The sequence below is a fragment of the Acinetobacter sp. 24-47-39 genome, assembly GCF_056783825.1.
Map to the genome: position 1 here is coordinate 58,398 of NZ_JBWYIP010000007.1, position 14,636 is coordinate 73,033.

Annotated in this window: 18 protein-coding genes; 13 read left to right on the top strand and 5 right to left on the bottom strand. The window is 39.1% G+C overall.

Annotated features, from left to right (window positions below; genetic code table 11):
• Nucleotides 1-85 precede the first annotated feature (85 nt).
• The 5 genes from AC1M9C_RS07840 (at nt 86) to AC1M9C_RS07860 (ending at nt 3,800) form a co-directional block, all read left to right on the top strand.
• Complete coding sequence (locus AC1M9C_RS07840; protein WP_481587559.1) at nt 86-874, top strand: crotonase/enoyl-CoA hydratase family protein; 789 nt, start codon at nt 86-88, stop codon at nt 872-874.
• A 39-nt stretch (nt 875-913) separates the two neighbouring features.
• On the top strand, nt 914-1,786 hold the full coding sequence (locus AC1M9C_RS07845) for an NAD(P)-dependent oxidoreductase (RefSeq protein ID WP_481587560.1): 873 nt from the start codon (nt 914-916) through the stop codon (nt 1,784-1,786).
• Between the two features lie 12 nt (nt 1,787-1,798).
• Entirely contained in the window at nt 1,799-2,572 is a 774-nt protein-coding gene (locus tag AC1M9C_RS07850; protein WP_481587561.1) for a hydroxypyruvate isomerase family protein, read from the top strand.
• A gap of 99 nt (nt 2,573-2,671) precedes the next feature.
• The gene (gene rsfS / locus AC1M9C_RS07855) at nt 2,672-3,079 is read left to right on the top strand and encodes a ribosome silencing factor (protein WP_179998710.1); all 408 of its coding nucleotides are present in this window, start codon (nt 2,672-2,674) and stop codon (nt 3,077-3,079) included.
• 103 nt (nt 3,080-3,182) lie between these two features.
• Nucleotides 3,183-3,800: a GNAT family N-acetyltransferase gene (locus AC1M9C_RS07860; protein WP_179998631.1), complete on the top strand. Its 618-nt coding sequence runs from the start codon at nt 3,183-3,185 to the stop codon at nt 3,798-3,800.
• Between the two features lie 41 nt (nt 3,801-3,841).
• Here the strand turns inward: AC1M9C_RS07860 and AC1M9C_RS07865 are convergent, their stop codons facing one another.
• Genes AC1M9C_RS07865 through AC1M9C_RS07875 form a run of 3 tightly spaced genes read right to left on the bottom strand, consistent with a single transcriptional unit; the run spans nt 3,842 to nt 6,753 of the window.
• Nucleotides 3,842-5,287, bottom strand: a complete 1,446-nt coding sequence (locus AC1M9C_RS07865) for an NAD(P)(+) transhydrogenase (Re/Si-specific) subunit beta (protein WP_481587562.1) — start codon at nt 5,285-5,287, stop codon at nt 3,842-3,844.
• Nucleotides 5,288-5,290: 3 nt separating this feature from the next.
• Nucleotides 5,291-5,614 carry a proton-translocating transhydrogenase family protein gene (locus tag AC1M9C_RS07870; RefSeq protein WP_035265316.1) on the bottom strand — a complete coding sequence of 108 codons (324 nt, stop codon included), beginning with the start codon at nt 5,612-5,614 and terminating at the stop codon, nt 5,291-5,293.
• An 11-nt stretch (nt 5,615-5,625) separates the two neighbouring features.
• The gene (locus AC1M9C_RS07875) at nt 5,626-6,753 is read right to left on the bottom strand and encodes a Re/Si-specific NAD(P)(+) transhydrogenase subunit alpha (protein ID WP_481953480.1); all 1,128 of its coding nucleotides are present in this window, start codon (nt 6,751-6,753) and stop codon (nt 5,626-5,628) included.
• A 796-nt stretch (nt 6,754-7,549) separates the two neighbouring features.
• Here AC1M9C_RS07875 and AC1M9C_RS07880 point away from each other — a divergent pair.
• Nucleotides 7,550-8,473, top strand: coding sequence for a DMT family transporter (locus tag AC1M9C_RS07880; RefSeq protein WP_481607820.1), 924 nt, complete (start codon nt 7,550-7,552; stop codon nt 8,471-8,473).
• 53 nt (nt 8,474-8,526) lie between these two features.
• Here AC1M9C_RS07880 and soxR read toward each other — a convergent pair whose 3' ends face one another.
• Nucleotides 8,527-9,027, bottom strand: a complete 501-nt coding sequence (gene soxR, locus AC1M9C_RS07885; RefSeq protein WP_035265311.1) for a redox-sensitive transcriptional activator SoxR — start codon at nt 9,025-9,027, stop codon at nt 8,527-8,529.
• A 66-nt stretch (nt 9,028-9,093) separates the two neighbouring features.
• On the opposite strand from soxR, the gene AC1M9C_RS07890 reads away from it, so the two are divergent.
• The 7 genes from AC1M9C_RS07890 to AC1M9C_RS07920 all read left to right on the top strand — a co-directional run bounded on the left by AC1M9C_RS07890 (nt 9,094) and on the right by AC1M9C_RS07920 (nt 13,666).
• The gene (locus AC1M9C_RS07890) at nt 9,094-9,546 is read left to right on the top strand and encodes a RidA family protein (protein WP_179998635.1); all 453 of its coding nucleotides are present in this window, start codon (nt 9,094-9,096) and stop codon (nt 9,544-9,546) included.
• On the top strand, nt 9,539-10,741 hold the full coding sequence (locus tag AC1M9C_RS07895) for an MFS transporter (protein ID WP_035265309.1): 1,203 nt from the start codon (nt 9,539-9,541) through the stop codon (nt 10,739-10,741). Before AC1M9C_RS07890 ends, AC1M9C_RS07895 begins: the two co-directional genes overlap by 8 nt.
• A gap of 152 nt (nt 10,742-10,893) precedes the next feature.
• Nucleotides 10,894-12,063, top strand: coding sequence for a zinc-binding dehydrogenase (locus tag AC1M9C_RS07900; RefSeq protein WP_481953481.1), 1,170 nt, complete (start codon nt 10,894-10,896; stop codon nt 12,061-12,063).
• Between the two features lie 153 nt (nt 12,064-12,216).
• Nucleotides 12,217-12,696, top strand: coding sequence for a GFA family protein (locus AC1M9C_RS07905; protein ID WP_481953482.1), 480 nt, complete (start codon nt 12,217-12,219; stop codon nt 12,694-12,696).
• 150 nt (nt 12,697-12,846) lie between these two features.
• A complete protein-coding gene (locus tag AC1M9C_RS07910) occupies nt 12,847-13,161 on the top strand; it encodes a helix-turn-helix domain-containing protein (protein WP_481953483.1) in 315 nt (104 codons plus the stop codon).
• Nucleotides 13,162-13,189: 28 nt separating this feature from the next.
• Entirely contained in the window at nt 13,190-13,504 is a 315-nt protein-coding gene (locus tag AC1M9C_RS07915; RefSeq protein WP_481953484.1) for a transposase, read from the top strand.
• Nucleotides 13,505-13,507: 3 nt separating this feature from the next.
• Nucleotides 13,508-13,666 (top strand): transposase, encoded by a 159-nt coding sequence (locus AC1M9C_RS07920; RefSeq protein ID WP_481953519.1) that lies wholly within the window; start codon nt 13,508-13,510, stop codon nt 13,664-13,666.
• A 668-nt stretch (nt 13,667-14,334) separates the two neighbouring features.
• On the opposite strand, the gene AC1M9C_RS07925 is transcribed toward AC1M9C_RS07920, so the two are convergent.
• On the bottom strand, nt 14,335-14,601 hold the full coding sequence (locus AC1M9C_RS07925) for a hypothetical protein (protein ID WP_481597607.1): 267 nt from the start codon (nt 14,599-14,601) through the stop codon (nt 14,335-14,337).
• Between the last annotated feature and the right edge of the window lie 35 nt (nt 14,602-14,636).

Genomic DNA, 14,636 nt, shown 5'->3' on the forward strand with positions numbered 1-14,636 from the left:
CAATACGTGATGACTCTAGTGTCACGACAGTCTATTTTGGACATGTTATGCTTAAAACAAGGAACAATAAACTCGAGTCACAATAATGGCTGTAATACGTGTAGAAAAAAATAATGGAATTGTGACGGTTTTTCTGAACCGTCCCGACAAACGTAACGCGATGAGCTTTCAACTTTTGAAAGAGTTGGTGCAAGTCGCAAAAAAAATTAAATCTGATCGTACTATCCGCTGTGTCATTCTCACTGGTGAAGCCAACGTATTTAGTGCAGGTATTGATTTAACGGACCTGAATAATCCACAAAATCGTGCTTATGCCGCATGGGAACTTATCAAGCCTGGTCAAAGTCTATTTCAAAAAGCTTTTTTAATCTGGCAAGAGCTCCCTGTTCCAGTCATTGCAGCTATTGAAGGGTATTGCTTCGGTGCAGGTATGCAATTGGCTTTAGCGGCTGATATTCGAATTGCTCACCCCAACACCCAAATGTCGATTATGGAAACCCGTTGGGGCTTAGTTCCAGATATGGGGTTAACGCGCTCAATCAAAGGTATTATTGGAGTCGACCTAGCCAAAGAATTATCATTAACAGCACGTGTATTTGATGGTCAATATGCCAAAGAAATTGGATTGATCACACATGTTGATGACGCGCCGATGCAAAAAGCTCAACAGCTTGCCGACGAAATGTTGCAGCGCTCACCTGATGCCTTAGCCGCAGTCAAACAGGTCTTAGATGCGATGGAACACGCACCAAAAAAATCACTTCGTCTTGAGAAAATTTGGCAACTCAAATTACTCCTTGGCAAAAACAGTCAAATTGCGCGTAAAAAAGATAAAAATCCAGATTTGGAATTTTTACCACGTCAATTTAAATAAATTGGTTTTCAAAACTTAGATCAGGGATTAGCTTCAACAATGATTAACGGTCAAACTAAAATCGCGTTCTTAGGTATGGGTTTAATGGGTAGCAGAATGGCGACTCGATTGATACAGGCTGGGTTTTACACTGCTGTTTGGAACCGAAGCCCCAGCGCATGTGAGCCGTTAATCCAGCTTGGGGCACATCCCCTTCAACTCTCTGAGATAGCACAATTTGATCTGATCTTAACTTGTTTAGCCGATGACAATGCGGTAGAGGCTGTTTTTTCTCAAATTGAATCACTGATTCAACCCGAGCAGATTATTGTGGACTTCTCGAGTCTATCTGTGGATAAAACTAAAAATCTTGCACAACGTGCCGCTGCGAAATCAGCGCATTGGATAGATTCTCCTGTGTCAGGCGGAACAGCTGGTGCCGAAAATGGCAGTTTAGTTATTTTTGCTGGCGGACCATCGAGCATCATCGGATCTTTACAACCAATCTATCAAGTTCTTTCACAACGTGTAACCTGTATGGGTGGAACTGGGACAGGACAAGCCACCAAAATTTGTAATCAACTCATCGTTGCTGCAAATAGCACACTCATCGCAGAAGCTGTTGCTTTAGCAGATCAGGCGGGTGTTGATACTCAACTGCTTGCACCCGCCTTAGCAGGTGGATTCGCCGACTCTAAACCTTTTCAAATTTTAACACCACGTATGGCAACGCATGAGTTTGAGCCTGTGCAATGGAAAGTTCAGACGCTGTCTAAAGATTTAAATAACGCCTTGAGTTTGGCTCGACAATTTGACCTTAATATTCCTGTCGCTCAACAAGCCTTAGAACAATTGAAAGCGCATCAATCCAACGGCTTTTCTGAATCAGACCTTGCCTCAGTCATTCTGCAAGTTGAACAAAACAATAAATAGGTTGCATTCAATATGAAGCTCGCTGTCAATTTATCGATGATCTTTACAGAAGTTCCACTCATTGAACGCTTTGCGCTGGCTGCTGAATATGGGTTCCAACATGTAGAAATTCAATTTCCATATGAGCTGAGTGTTAAGCAAATTCAGCATGAACTTAATGAACATCAACTTAGCTTGTGTCTCATCAACGTTCCTGCCGGAGATTTAATGCAAGGCGGATGCGGATTAGCGAGCATCCCAAGTAAAACTGATGAATTTAAACAAGCTGTTGACCTTGCGATTGAATACGCATGTTCACTCAATGTTCCTCGAGTGAATATTTTGGCTGGCAAGCAACCAAATAATGTTGAATATCAGATCTGCTATGAAACCTTAGTCTCAAATCTTAAATATGTCAGCGAGATCTTCACAGCGCATGGGATTCAACCCGTTTTTGAGATGATTAATGGCTTTGATATGCCAAATTTCATGATTCAAACAATGCATCAAGCCAAAGAATTACTGAAAGACGTCAATCATCCAGCTTTAAAAATGCAATTCGATTGCTATCATATGGCTAGAATGCAAGAAGACCTGATTCTGTCACTCAAAGAAAATATGCAACACATTGGGCATATACAATTTGCAGATGTACCAGGTCGACATGAACCACTCACAGGGACAATTGACTATTCCACTATTTTTGAATGCATTGCAAATAGCATGTATGAAGGATTTGTCGCAGCCGAATATCGCCCCCAATCTCATTCAACAAATTCTTTCACATGGAAAAATAAACTTCTTTAATATCATCATATTGTGGTATGAAATTTGTTCAAAGTTTGAATTTTCAAGCAGAAAGCGCTATAGTGAAAGATGAGTTATAGTCAGGAAAATACACTTCTCATGAATTTAGAACCATCGCCCGGCGCTTCTAATTCTCACGAACTCTCTTTGAATTCTCCAAAACAAGACGTTCAAGCTTGCTTAAAAGTTGTTCAAGAAGCATTGCTTGACGTTAAAGCAAAAGAAATCACAACGATTGATGTTAGCGAAGTGAGCAATGTTGCAGATGCAATTGTCATTGCTTCAGGTACTTCTACACGTCACGTGAAAGCGCTTGCAAACAACGTCGCTGATGAAGCACGTAAAGCAGGTTTTCGCCCTATCGGTATTGAAGGTGAAAGCGATGCAGAATGGATCCTTGTTGATCTTGGCACTGTTGTAGTACATCTCATGTTACCTACAGCACGTAAGTTTTATGATTTAGAAAACTTATGGCGTAATGCTTCAACTACAGAGTCTGTAGCATAAACATATTAAAGCGACCTTCTGGGTCGCTTTTTTATACTTTGCATTTTATATTAATAACAATAAAGCCAACAAAAACACAATCACTGATTTGGTTTACCTTGATATGACCATGATAAAAGCCACAAGAGCAGATCACGATGCATTAGTCGAAACATTAATGCAATCCTTTTGGAACGAAGAGTTTTGCAACTGGGCGATCCAAGCTGAAAAACTGAGCTTCCAACAAAAACATGCAAAACTTGAGCAATTTTTTAGTATCCAATTGAAAGATATCGCTCAACCATATAATGAAGTCTATACCAATCCCGATCGCTCAGTTGCTGCACTTTGGATTCCGCCAAATCAGTGGGATTTAAACCTCATTCAGCAGGTTAAACTCCTCCCTCAATTAACGAAGATTATCGGTTTAAGACAACTGGTGAAATTTATTCACATCATTAATCTGGTGCAGAAACATCATCCCAGTGAGGCGCATTATTATTTACAACTCATAGGTGTAAGTCCTGATCACCAAGGACAAGGCTTAGCCAGCAAAGTCTTAACACCTATTCTCACAAAGAGCGATCAACACGGTATCCCATGTTATTTAGAAACTGCAACACCAAGCAATGTTGGACTCTATCGTCATTATGGATTTGAAGTGATCTTTCACCTTCGCGATCTGCCCTACGATGCACCTGAAATTTGGGGAATGTGGCGAAAACCTACACATGAAAAATAAAAAAACCACCCGAAGGTGGTTTTTTAAAAACAAGCTATGAATTAGTGACCTGTACCGTTGATGGCTTTCGTCATATCTTCAACAACTTTCTTCGCATCACCAAAGATCATCATTGTTTTGTCGTTATAGAACAAGTCATTATCAAGACCCGCATAACCTGTCGCCATAGAGCGCTTGATCACCATAATGGTACGAGCTTTATGTGCTTCAAGAATAGGCATACCATAAATTGGTGAGTTTGGATCATCTTTCGCTGCAGGGTTAACGACGTCATTCGCACCGATGACCAATACCACATCTGTTGCTGGGAAGTCTGAGTTAATCTCATCCATCTCTAAGATGTCTTCGTACGGAACATCTGCTTCAGCTAAAAGAACGTTCATGTGACCAGGCATACGACCAGCCACTGGGTGAATCGCAAAACGTACTGTTACACCTTGCTCTTTCAATAAATTTGCAAGCTCTTTCACCGCATTTTGAGCACGACCTTGCGCCATACCATAACCCGGTACAATAACAACACTGTCTGCATTTGACATTAAGAAGCCAGCATCATCAGCAGAACCAGAACGGTAGTTGCGTTGAACTGCTGCACCAGCTGCTGCTGTCGGTGCTGCAGCACCACCCATTGCACCACCAAACAATACGTTGATGATTGAACGGTTCATTGCTTTACACATAATGTAAGACAGAATTGCACCTGATGAACCTACAAGCGAACCTGCAACAATTAACATGTTGTTTTCAAGCGTGAAACCAATCCCTGCTGCCGCCCATCCAGAGAATGAGTTAAGCAAAGACACCACAACTGGCATATCACCACCACCAACAGGTGCAATCCATACCCAACCAAAGGCTAAAGCAAGTGCTGTCATTGCCCAGAAAGAGGTCATGTTACCCGTCAAGAAAAAGTGAATCCCTGCTGCTAGCATCGCAATAAAAATCAAAGCTTGAACAGGTTTAACCCATGCACCTGAAATCGTTTTTGCCCATTTCTTTGCCGCCAATTTACCATAAGCAAATACCGATGCAGTGAATGTAATGGCACCAACGAAACATCCTACGAATAATTCGAATAAATGTACGCGACTCATTTCATGGAAGTTCACACCATTTGCAGCCAGTAAGTCTGGCCCAAGCTCGACGAGCTTGTTGTTGTGAATAATTGCAGCGATCGCAATCAACACTGCAGCAAGACCCACGAGTGAGTGCATGAGAGCAACTGTTTCTGGCATTTGTGTCATAGGCACTGTACGAGCTCGAGCAATACCAACAATCGCACCCAATACCATTGCACCGACAATCATCCATACCACAGGATTATCAGCAACAAAGAAAGTTGTTAACACGGCGATTGCCATTGCAATCATACCGTAACGGTTACCTGCAATTGCTGTCTTAGGACCAGACAAGCCACGCAAAGTTAAGATAAAAAGAACGGCACCGATTAGGTAAAACCAATCCGCATACTCACGAATAAATTCCATGTATTAACCCTCTTTTTTCTTTTGCTTTGGCTTAAACATTTCAAGCATACGAGCGGTTACAGCGAAGCCACCGAAAATATTAATGCTTGCTAAGAAAACAGCGATCGCACCTAATACACTCACCACATTGATGGTTTGAAAATCAACAGCCCCCTCAACACCCATAACAGGTAGACCAACAGTTTGGATCATCGCGCCGACAATAATAATTGAAGACAATGCATTCGTTACGGCCATCAGAGGCGTGTGAAGCGCAGGTGTCACTCCCCAAACAACGTAATAACCTACGAAGATTGCGAGGACAAAAATTGTAATAGTTTCAACCATGATCAGTCTCCTTAACCACGCTTCAACAGCACTTGACCACCATGAGTGACAAGCAATGCTTTTTGGATTTCGTCTTCTTGATTGATACTGTAGTTTTTATCTTGATCAAAAAGCGTTTCAACAAAGTTATAAACGTTACGTGCATATAGCGCTGAAGCTTCTGTAGAAACGGTCGCTGGAATATTTGGGACACCCAAAATTTTCACGCCATTATCAGTCACAACAGTTTCGCCGCATTTTGAACCTTCAACGTTTCCACCAGTTTCAACTGCCATATCGAGGATGACTGAACCTGGTTTCATTTTGGCAACTGTTTCAGCTTTAATTAAGCGCGGTGCATCACGACCTGGTAAAAGAGCCGTCGTGATCACGATGTCAGCATTCGATACCGCTTTGTCTACAATTGCAGCTTGGTCTTTAATATATTGTTCACCAGGCATCCAACCATAACCATTTTTAGCAGCTTCATCAGCACGCGCTTGTTCTTCTGCTGACATTGGTACGTCCAACCATTTACCGCCTAAAGATTCAACTTGATCTTTGGCTGTCGGACGTAAGTCTGTCGCTTCAACAATAGCACCTAAACGTTTGGCTGTTGCAATCGCTTGTAAGCCTGCTACACCAACACCCATGATGACTACACGAGCTGGTTTAACCGTACCTGCCGCTGTCATTAACATTGGGAACATACGTTGGTACTCTGCCGCCGCAAGAAGCACAGATTTATAACCTGCCAAGTTTGCTTGTGATGACAACACGTCCATATTTTGGGCACGAGATAACGTACGTGGTAATAACTCAAGTGCAAATGCAGACACTTGCTGAGCAGCGAATTGATCAAGTTCCATATTACGGTACGGATCAAACATCGCAACCACTGTGGTGTTTGGGGCTAATTTTTGTATTTCTTCGCCTTTAGGTGCGCGAACTTTTAAAACCAATTGACTGCCGGTATAAGCATCATCAACAATTTTTGCACCAACCTGTTCATAGGCACTATCAATATAAGCAGCTTTAACACCTGCATTACGTTGGATAACGACACTGTGACCAGCACCAATTAACTTCTTTACTGTTTCTGGTGTCGCAGCTACACGACTTTCACCAACTACAGTTTCGGTAGGGATTCCGATCTGCATGAGCATTCCTCAAGCTAATTTTTCTTAAAGTAGATATCGCATTCCTGCGATATACCCCTGGATGTATTCATGTGAATTTTTTGAATTCTAATTGAACTTTTTTAAATTACCACCCAATATTTATTTAATAAATACCCTCATTTTGAACTCATGATTCACAATCATCACAAAATTTCATGGTATTTGATCTATCATTTTCATAAAAAATAGTTCCAGATTCGTTTAATTTTCGATCCATTTTTTAACAAAAAAGAAACTTTTTTCTAATTTATCGTCAGTATAGGGAGCTTGACTTTATTAAGCTTTGATCATTCTGACATTTTTTAGCTTTCTTTTTATCCCTTTTGATTGTGTTAAAGCGCCGTGCATGTCACATTTTTAGTTGCTTCTTTCATTCTCATAAATCTCAATTTGCCGAATTGACAAAAAATCAGACTAATCGATTCAAATTCTCACGACATTCTTAAAAATTATAAATAAGACAAAATTTAGATAAATCTAGGTTTACACATTGGGCTTAGATTTTGGCTTAAAGATGAAATACAAGATGACAGATTCTTGAAAAGAATGCTTACAAACCGTGCAAAAAAAAATTGAAATATTTTTTTGATGTATTTTTTGGGTTGATAGACCACTGTTTTTTTCATATTACGCACCACAATGATGCATTTAAACAAAAAATCAAAACTCCTTATGTCGCTAGGTAGGTGATTAAGCGAAAATTAGAGATTGAATTTTAGAGCTTAAAATGAAGATTGGCTTATACTTTCATTATTTAAAATTGATTTTAACATTTATGGTACTTAAGCTGACTCCCACTCAGTTAGGGAGTTTATGTGCGCTGTTGGCAGCATTCTTGTTTAGTAGTAAAGCGATCTTAATCAAACAAGCTTATGCAGTTTCTGAAGATGTTGATGCAACATTGCTGGTTGCCTTAAGAATGCTCAGTGCCTTACCCGTTTTTCTTTTTATTTGTTGGTTGAACCGACACCGTAATCGTGGATTTTCAGCGCAGGATTGGGCCCTACTCCTCGTTGCTGGTTTAATTGGATATTATTTTTCAAGTTGGCTCGATTTTATGAGTCTGATGTACATCAGTGCCTCTTTGGAGCGTATTATCCTATTTCTATATCCCACCATGACAGTAATTGCATCAAGTGTAATTTTCAAGCATCCTCTTTCACTGAAGACTATTTTTGCAATTGGACTAAGTTATGGCGGCACGCTTATGGTGATGCTCCAAGAACAAAGCAATGTGCCTCATGAAAGTAATTTTTGGCTAGGTGTGAGTTTAGTTTTCGCAAGCGCGATTTGCTTTGCGAGTTATCTATTGATGACTCCAAAATTAATTCAAAAATTTGGATCGTGGAATTTTACGGGCTTAGCGATGTCTATCGCCTGCTTAGGGACGATTCTTCACTATTTTATTGCTCAGCCAAGCCCTGTATCCAATATCCTTGAACAACCCATGGAAGTAATCGGATATGGTGTTGCATTAGGCATTGGGGTAACGGTGATTCCAACTATTCTCATTGCGCAAAGTATTGCTCGTTTAGGTGCCTCTCAAACAGCCATGATTGGTTCACTCGGACCAATTCTGACCATTATATTGGCAACTATCTTTTTAGGGGAATCAATGAATATGATTCAATGGTTTGGTTGTGCGCTGAATATATTGGGCGTGATGATGATTACGCTTTCCAAAACTAAACTGAAATAAAGACAACATTAACCTCACAGTTCAAATTTCAAAATAACGCTTCACGATCAAGCTTAGTCTTCATAGTGAATTTCTATTTTCCCTTGATCATCGTCAAATTTAATGTCGAGTGGAACAAAGTGGGAACCCGACGATGTAGACCCCATTTGATCATTTTCATTTCTTAGGGGGCATTCAGTTAAAGATAAGCACCCACAACCAATGCACCAATCCAGTTGTTGACGAAGTTGAAGCATATTTAAAATTTTCTGATCTAAAATTTTTTGCCATGCACTCGATAATGCGGTCCAATCTGATTTAGTCGCGGTTTTATTCTTAGGGAGTATGTTAAATGCTTGCTTCACTTCAGAGAGTGAAATCCCAACCTGCTGTGCCACTTTGATGATGGCAATCCTTCTCAGCATATATCGAGGATATCGCCGTTGATTTCCTTCCGTCCGCACACTCCAAATAAGTGCTTTGTCTTCATAAAATCTGAGTGCTGCGACCGATACACCACTTCGAGCAGCTAACGCGCCTATACTGAGCCACTGTTGTAATTTTTGTTCTTCCATGCTCTTGACCTCAAGTTAAGTTGAGCTTTCATAATTCTTTTCTAAGCTTAATCCAGAGAAGATAGAATGACAAAACCAAATAAGCCACCATTTAGTTTAACCACTAAAAACCCACCTCAGCTTTATTCTTCAAGGCAATTTGGATATAGCCACATCTGTGAGGTCAAACACTTCAGCACAGTCGTTCATATATCAGGTCAAGGTGGTGAAAATGCCGAAGGACATTATTCCACTGATTATTCAGAACAACTCAACCAAGTCTTCGAAAATCTCAAAATCGCTCTCAGTTATGCACATATCGACTTTTATAACATTGCTGTTCTACGCGTTTTGATTGTCAATTTTGACCAACAAAAACATCACCTGTTAAATCTGAAAATGAATACAATATGGAAAGATCAAAATTTCCCAGCATGCACACTAATCCCTGTGTCTCGCTTGGCATTAGACGCCATGCAAATCGAAATCGAAGCCACAGCTTACTGCTCCTCATCCACTGAGCCATTTATTCATGTATAACGATCTTGACGATTTAAATAAAAAAGACATCACGAATGACACTGCTTTACTTTGGTTGATGGCCATTGCTTGTGGTATTTGTGCAGGTGCTAATTATTATTCGCAGCCCTTAATTCACTCTGTTCAACTTTACTTTAATGCCCCTGCAACAGATGTGGCATTAACTGTTACTTTGGCTCAAGTCTCTTATGCTGTCGGACTGCTTTTTATCGTACCACTTGGTGATATTCTCAATAAAACGAAATTAATCCCATTTTTAATGTTCTTTGCAGCAGTGGGATTATTTATTTGTGCTTTTTCGCTCAACCTTTATATGTTATGGGCTGGCACAATTATCACTGGGCTTTTCTCAGTTGCAGCACAAATTTTAATTCCGTTTGCCACGATGGCGGTTCGACCAGAACGAACAGGCGAAGTCGTCGGGTTACTGATGAGCGGATTATTGGTGGGTATTTTGATTTCGACCAGTTTAGCTGGCTTGTTATCCAACCTATTTAATTGGCAGCTCATTTATATTGTCAGTGGAATTTTGATGTTAATGGTCGCTGTGGTACTCAATATCCGTCTGCCTTATATTCCTAGCTCTAAAATTAGTTATTTTGCTGTGTTTAAATCGATGGGACTGCTACTTAAAGAAGAGCCTCGTTTAATCTATCGCTCTATCATTGGTGCCTTTGCATTTGCAACGATGAGCATCCTCTTCTCCACCATTTCTATTTTACTTAAATCCTCTTTTTCTCTTGAAGATGTCATGGTGGGTTTAGTCACTTTGGTTGGCGTATTTGGCGCCTTGTCCACCAAGAAAATTGGTAAGATCGCCGATCGTGGTTACGTCAAACAAATCACTTGGTTTGGCATTTTAATCCTAGGTAGCGCATGGATATTCCTTTATTTAGGTGCATTCTATTTAAGTTGCTATATCATAGGTTTTGGACTGATGAATCTCGGGCTAGCATTGGTGCATAGTAGCAACCAGAATGTGATTTTTAATTTAAGACCGGATGCTAAATCTCGTGTAAATTCACTTTATATGACCAGCTATTTTATTGGTGGCGCAAGTGGTTCCGCGCTAGGAATTTATGCTTGGGATCATGGTGGATGGGCAATGGCGTGTATCGTAGGATTAATCCTGGTCAGTTGTACTGCACTATTCACGCTAGTGGATCAACGTTATCATCGAACCCAACTCAGTTAACTCATAAAATTCCATGTTAAGCCTCTATAAATGGAGGCTTTTTCAACAATTTAACCTCTGCAGTCATCATTCAGTCCTCTAAAGCTGTGTATCTCTTGTGCGTAATCACACACACTGTTCACTATCATTATAAAAAATATTCGTGGACAAGAATGAAAGCTGTTGTATGTCATCAAAATGAATTAACACTTGAAGATGTCAGCCATCTAACACCATCACAAGGACAAACTTTATTAGAAGTTGTGCGATGTGGTATTTGTGGCAGTGATTTACATATGCAACATAGTTGTGACCATATGCATGAACTTACGGCTAAAGTGGGTCTAAAAGGTGTTGCAAAGTCAACAGACCGTTTTGTCATGGGGCATGAATTTTGCGGTCGTGTTCTAGATTATGGTCCTAAAACTAGAAAAAAATTTAAAACAGATACCTTAGTTTGTGCGATGCCACTCTTGAAAGTTGATCAGTGGGGTTATCAAGCAACGGGTCTTTCCCCTCAAGCTTCTGGTGGTTATGCCGAACAAATCTTGGTGCAATCTCAACTCATGTTTGCGGTGCCAAATGGATTACATCCCGATCTTGCGGCAATGACCGAGCCAATGGCGGTTGCTTTACATGCAGTACGTCGGAGCAGAATAAAGAAATCAGAACCCGCAATTGTTATTGGTTGTGGTCCAGTAGGCTTAGGTGTCATTTTAATGCTCAAAGCGATTGGTGTGAAAAAAATTATTGCCAGTGACTTTTCACCAAATCGCCGTCGGCTGGCTCAACTTTGTGGCGCAGATGTCGTCATTGATCCTAAACAATCCTCGCCTTTTGAGAGTTGGAAAGAATACGGTTTATTGGGTGATGCTTCTGAAGCAATTAACTACGGAATCGGTATTTTTGAAAAGATTCAGTCTATGCATATTCCATGGTGGCATGCGTGGCGTGTGGCTGACAAATTAGGTACTTTACCCAAACGTCCTGTGATTTTTGAATGTGTCGGGATACCAGGCATCCTTCAACAGATTATTAACGGTGCGCCATTATTTTCTAAAATTATCGGTGTGGGTGTATGTATGCAATCCGACAGCATCGAACCCGCTTTGGCTTTAAACAAAGAAATCGAAATCCAGTTTGTGATTGGTTATACGCCACTGGAGTTCAGAGACGCGCTCCATATGATCGCTGAAGGTCAAATTGATTGTTCTCCTCTGATAACGGGCGTTGTAGGTCTTGCAGGAGTTAAAGATGCTTTTCAGGCCTTAGGTGATCCTGAACAACACGCTAAAATTTTGGTCGACCCCAAAAAGATCGGATCTGATATCAGTGCACTTTAGATATTCTTTAGGTTCTATACGATATCAGTGCTCATGGAATTTTAACTAGAAGATTCAGACTTCATCAGATTCCCTCATTCATCCTGCATGATACTCAATCGAACTTTAAATTTTTAATTTCATCTATGAATAGATCTTAAATAAGGAAGTTTTATGTCAAATTTAAATCACATGCCTTTCAATGTTGAAGCAAGTTGTTCTTGTGGCGCAAATACTTTTCGCTTTTCTCATGCCCCTATCGCACATTTTATTTGTCACTGCCAAGTTTGCCAAGAATATACAAGTAAGGCATTTTCAGATGTTTTAGTATTCTTGAAACAAGATGTTTGTGATTTAAATATTGAACAGACTAATTTTAAACGTTTGAAATCACCACCCAATATCCGTCGTGGGATATGCAAACAATGTCATTCCCCTTCTATTGAATTTGGAATATTAGATCAGTTGGTATTTATTCCTAAATGGAACTTAAAAGACTTCTCGCAAGTTCCCCCTGAAAATATGCATATTTTTTACCATCGTCGTGTGCAAGATGTAGCTGATGATTTGCCAAAATATACTGGTTTTATCCAGAGTCAAACTCAAGCAGCTAAGTTTATTTTAAAAGGGTTAACTAATAGAATCCTAAAATAAAATCACTAATAAAATATGACTTCACTTGAACACTGTTTAAACCAATGATTGAAAAATTTAAATTAGATCTCTTTCATAAATCAAAAAAAGATCTATCCTTTACTGATTATTTGTACCGAATAATTTTAAATATTCATACATAATTTGCGAATGAAATACATCGACTCAAAGAAGCTTTCTGAAACACATTTTAAGCGATATACATGCATCTCATGGTCAACCTTTGATTTAATGGCTGAACAGCTAAAAATGCTTGTACCTGCTAAAGGTAGACCATCTAAGTTAAGTGTAGAAGATCAAATCCTTCTGTGCTTAAGTTATTGGCGTGAATATCGAACATTGTTTCATGTCGCAACAAGTTATGGTATGTCAGAGCCTACTGCTTCAAGAATCGTCCTCCACGTAGAGGATTGCCTGATCAAGTCCAATCTATTTAATTTACCCAAGAGTTTGCCTGAAGGCTAAGGTATCGACTGGAATGTGGTGATCGTAGATGCTACAGAAATTCCAATACAAAGACCTAAAAAAACAGAAGAAAAGCTATAGTGGTAAGAAGAAAGCTCATACTTTCAAAGTACGAGCCCTTATCCATTATAGAACACAGCAAGTTCTGAGTTTATGCACGAGTTGTGGTGCTGTACATGATTTCGAGCTTTTCAAACGCAACATGAATCAAATTCCTAAAGGGTCTTTTATCCTTGCAGATAAAGGCTATCAAGGGATTTATACGGTGTATCCAAATAGTCTATTGCCATTAAAAGCAAAAAAGCACTGTAAACTAGAACCTGAGCTAAAAGTTTACAATTAAGAAATCAATAAAAGAAGAATTGGAATTGAGCATGTATTTGGGACTTTGAAGACCTTCAAAATACTTGCTGAGCGATATCGCAACCGTGGCAAAAGATTGGGATTAAGATTCAGTTTAATCGCAGGGATTTATAATTTAGAACTGAGTAAAAATGATTTATGAAAGAACCCTAATATTTATACCAAGCAAAAAAATATAATAACCAAGAGGCTTTGTTTCAAACAATAATTCATAACCGCCTGATTCAAATCAATTAAAATAAAAAATTATATTTCCTATAATAAAGATTTATTCATATAAAAAAATTTATATAACAAAGCCAAAGCTTCTGATAATATTTAAATTAATATTGAAAATATCCAACCGCCTATAACATTGATATAAGAAAAAAAATACCATCTAATTTTAAGTAGAATTAATTTAAATAAAAAACTAAATATCCAAAAAAATGTATTTAAAGCAAAACATATACAAAAATAAGTGAGAATTAATGTTAGTTCCCCAAAAAATGAATTCTGATAGTGATCAAACAACAATTCAATACTGAGTACAAATGGAAGCGAGCCAATTACAATATTCCAGTTCAATATCTTTTCTCTTTTCTCTTTTAATTGCCAACCAAAGAGAGTCAATGTAGCCTGAAAAATAAAAAAATAAGTCAAAATGAGTAAAAAGTCTCCTGGGTTTTTAAAACCACTCATCATTTTGAAAACCCACATTTGGCTTCATAGCCCATATCCACACATCCTTTATCTATTCGATAAAGCAGTGTATTAAACTTCCTCAAAGTCTGGCTAAATATACCGTCCAGTTTAATACATGACGCCACATCACTTTGACCAATAAGTATTAAACATCTCTTTGATACCATCATCATCTTCCATATATTCCTCAGGTGATATTTTTAAAGCTACACCACTCAAATAAATTATTGCTTTCCATAGAAGCTCCTCTTCAGTAGGAGGATCAAAAAACAATTCATTATGGTCAAGCGCATTCATCCTTATTCTTGCCCACTCTTCAGCTTCCTCTCGACTGATTTTATGGGTCAATAAGCCGCTGAATACTTGTTGTACATCTGATAAAAATATTTTCATAACACCATTTCCCAGTATATTTCCCATTCTTATCA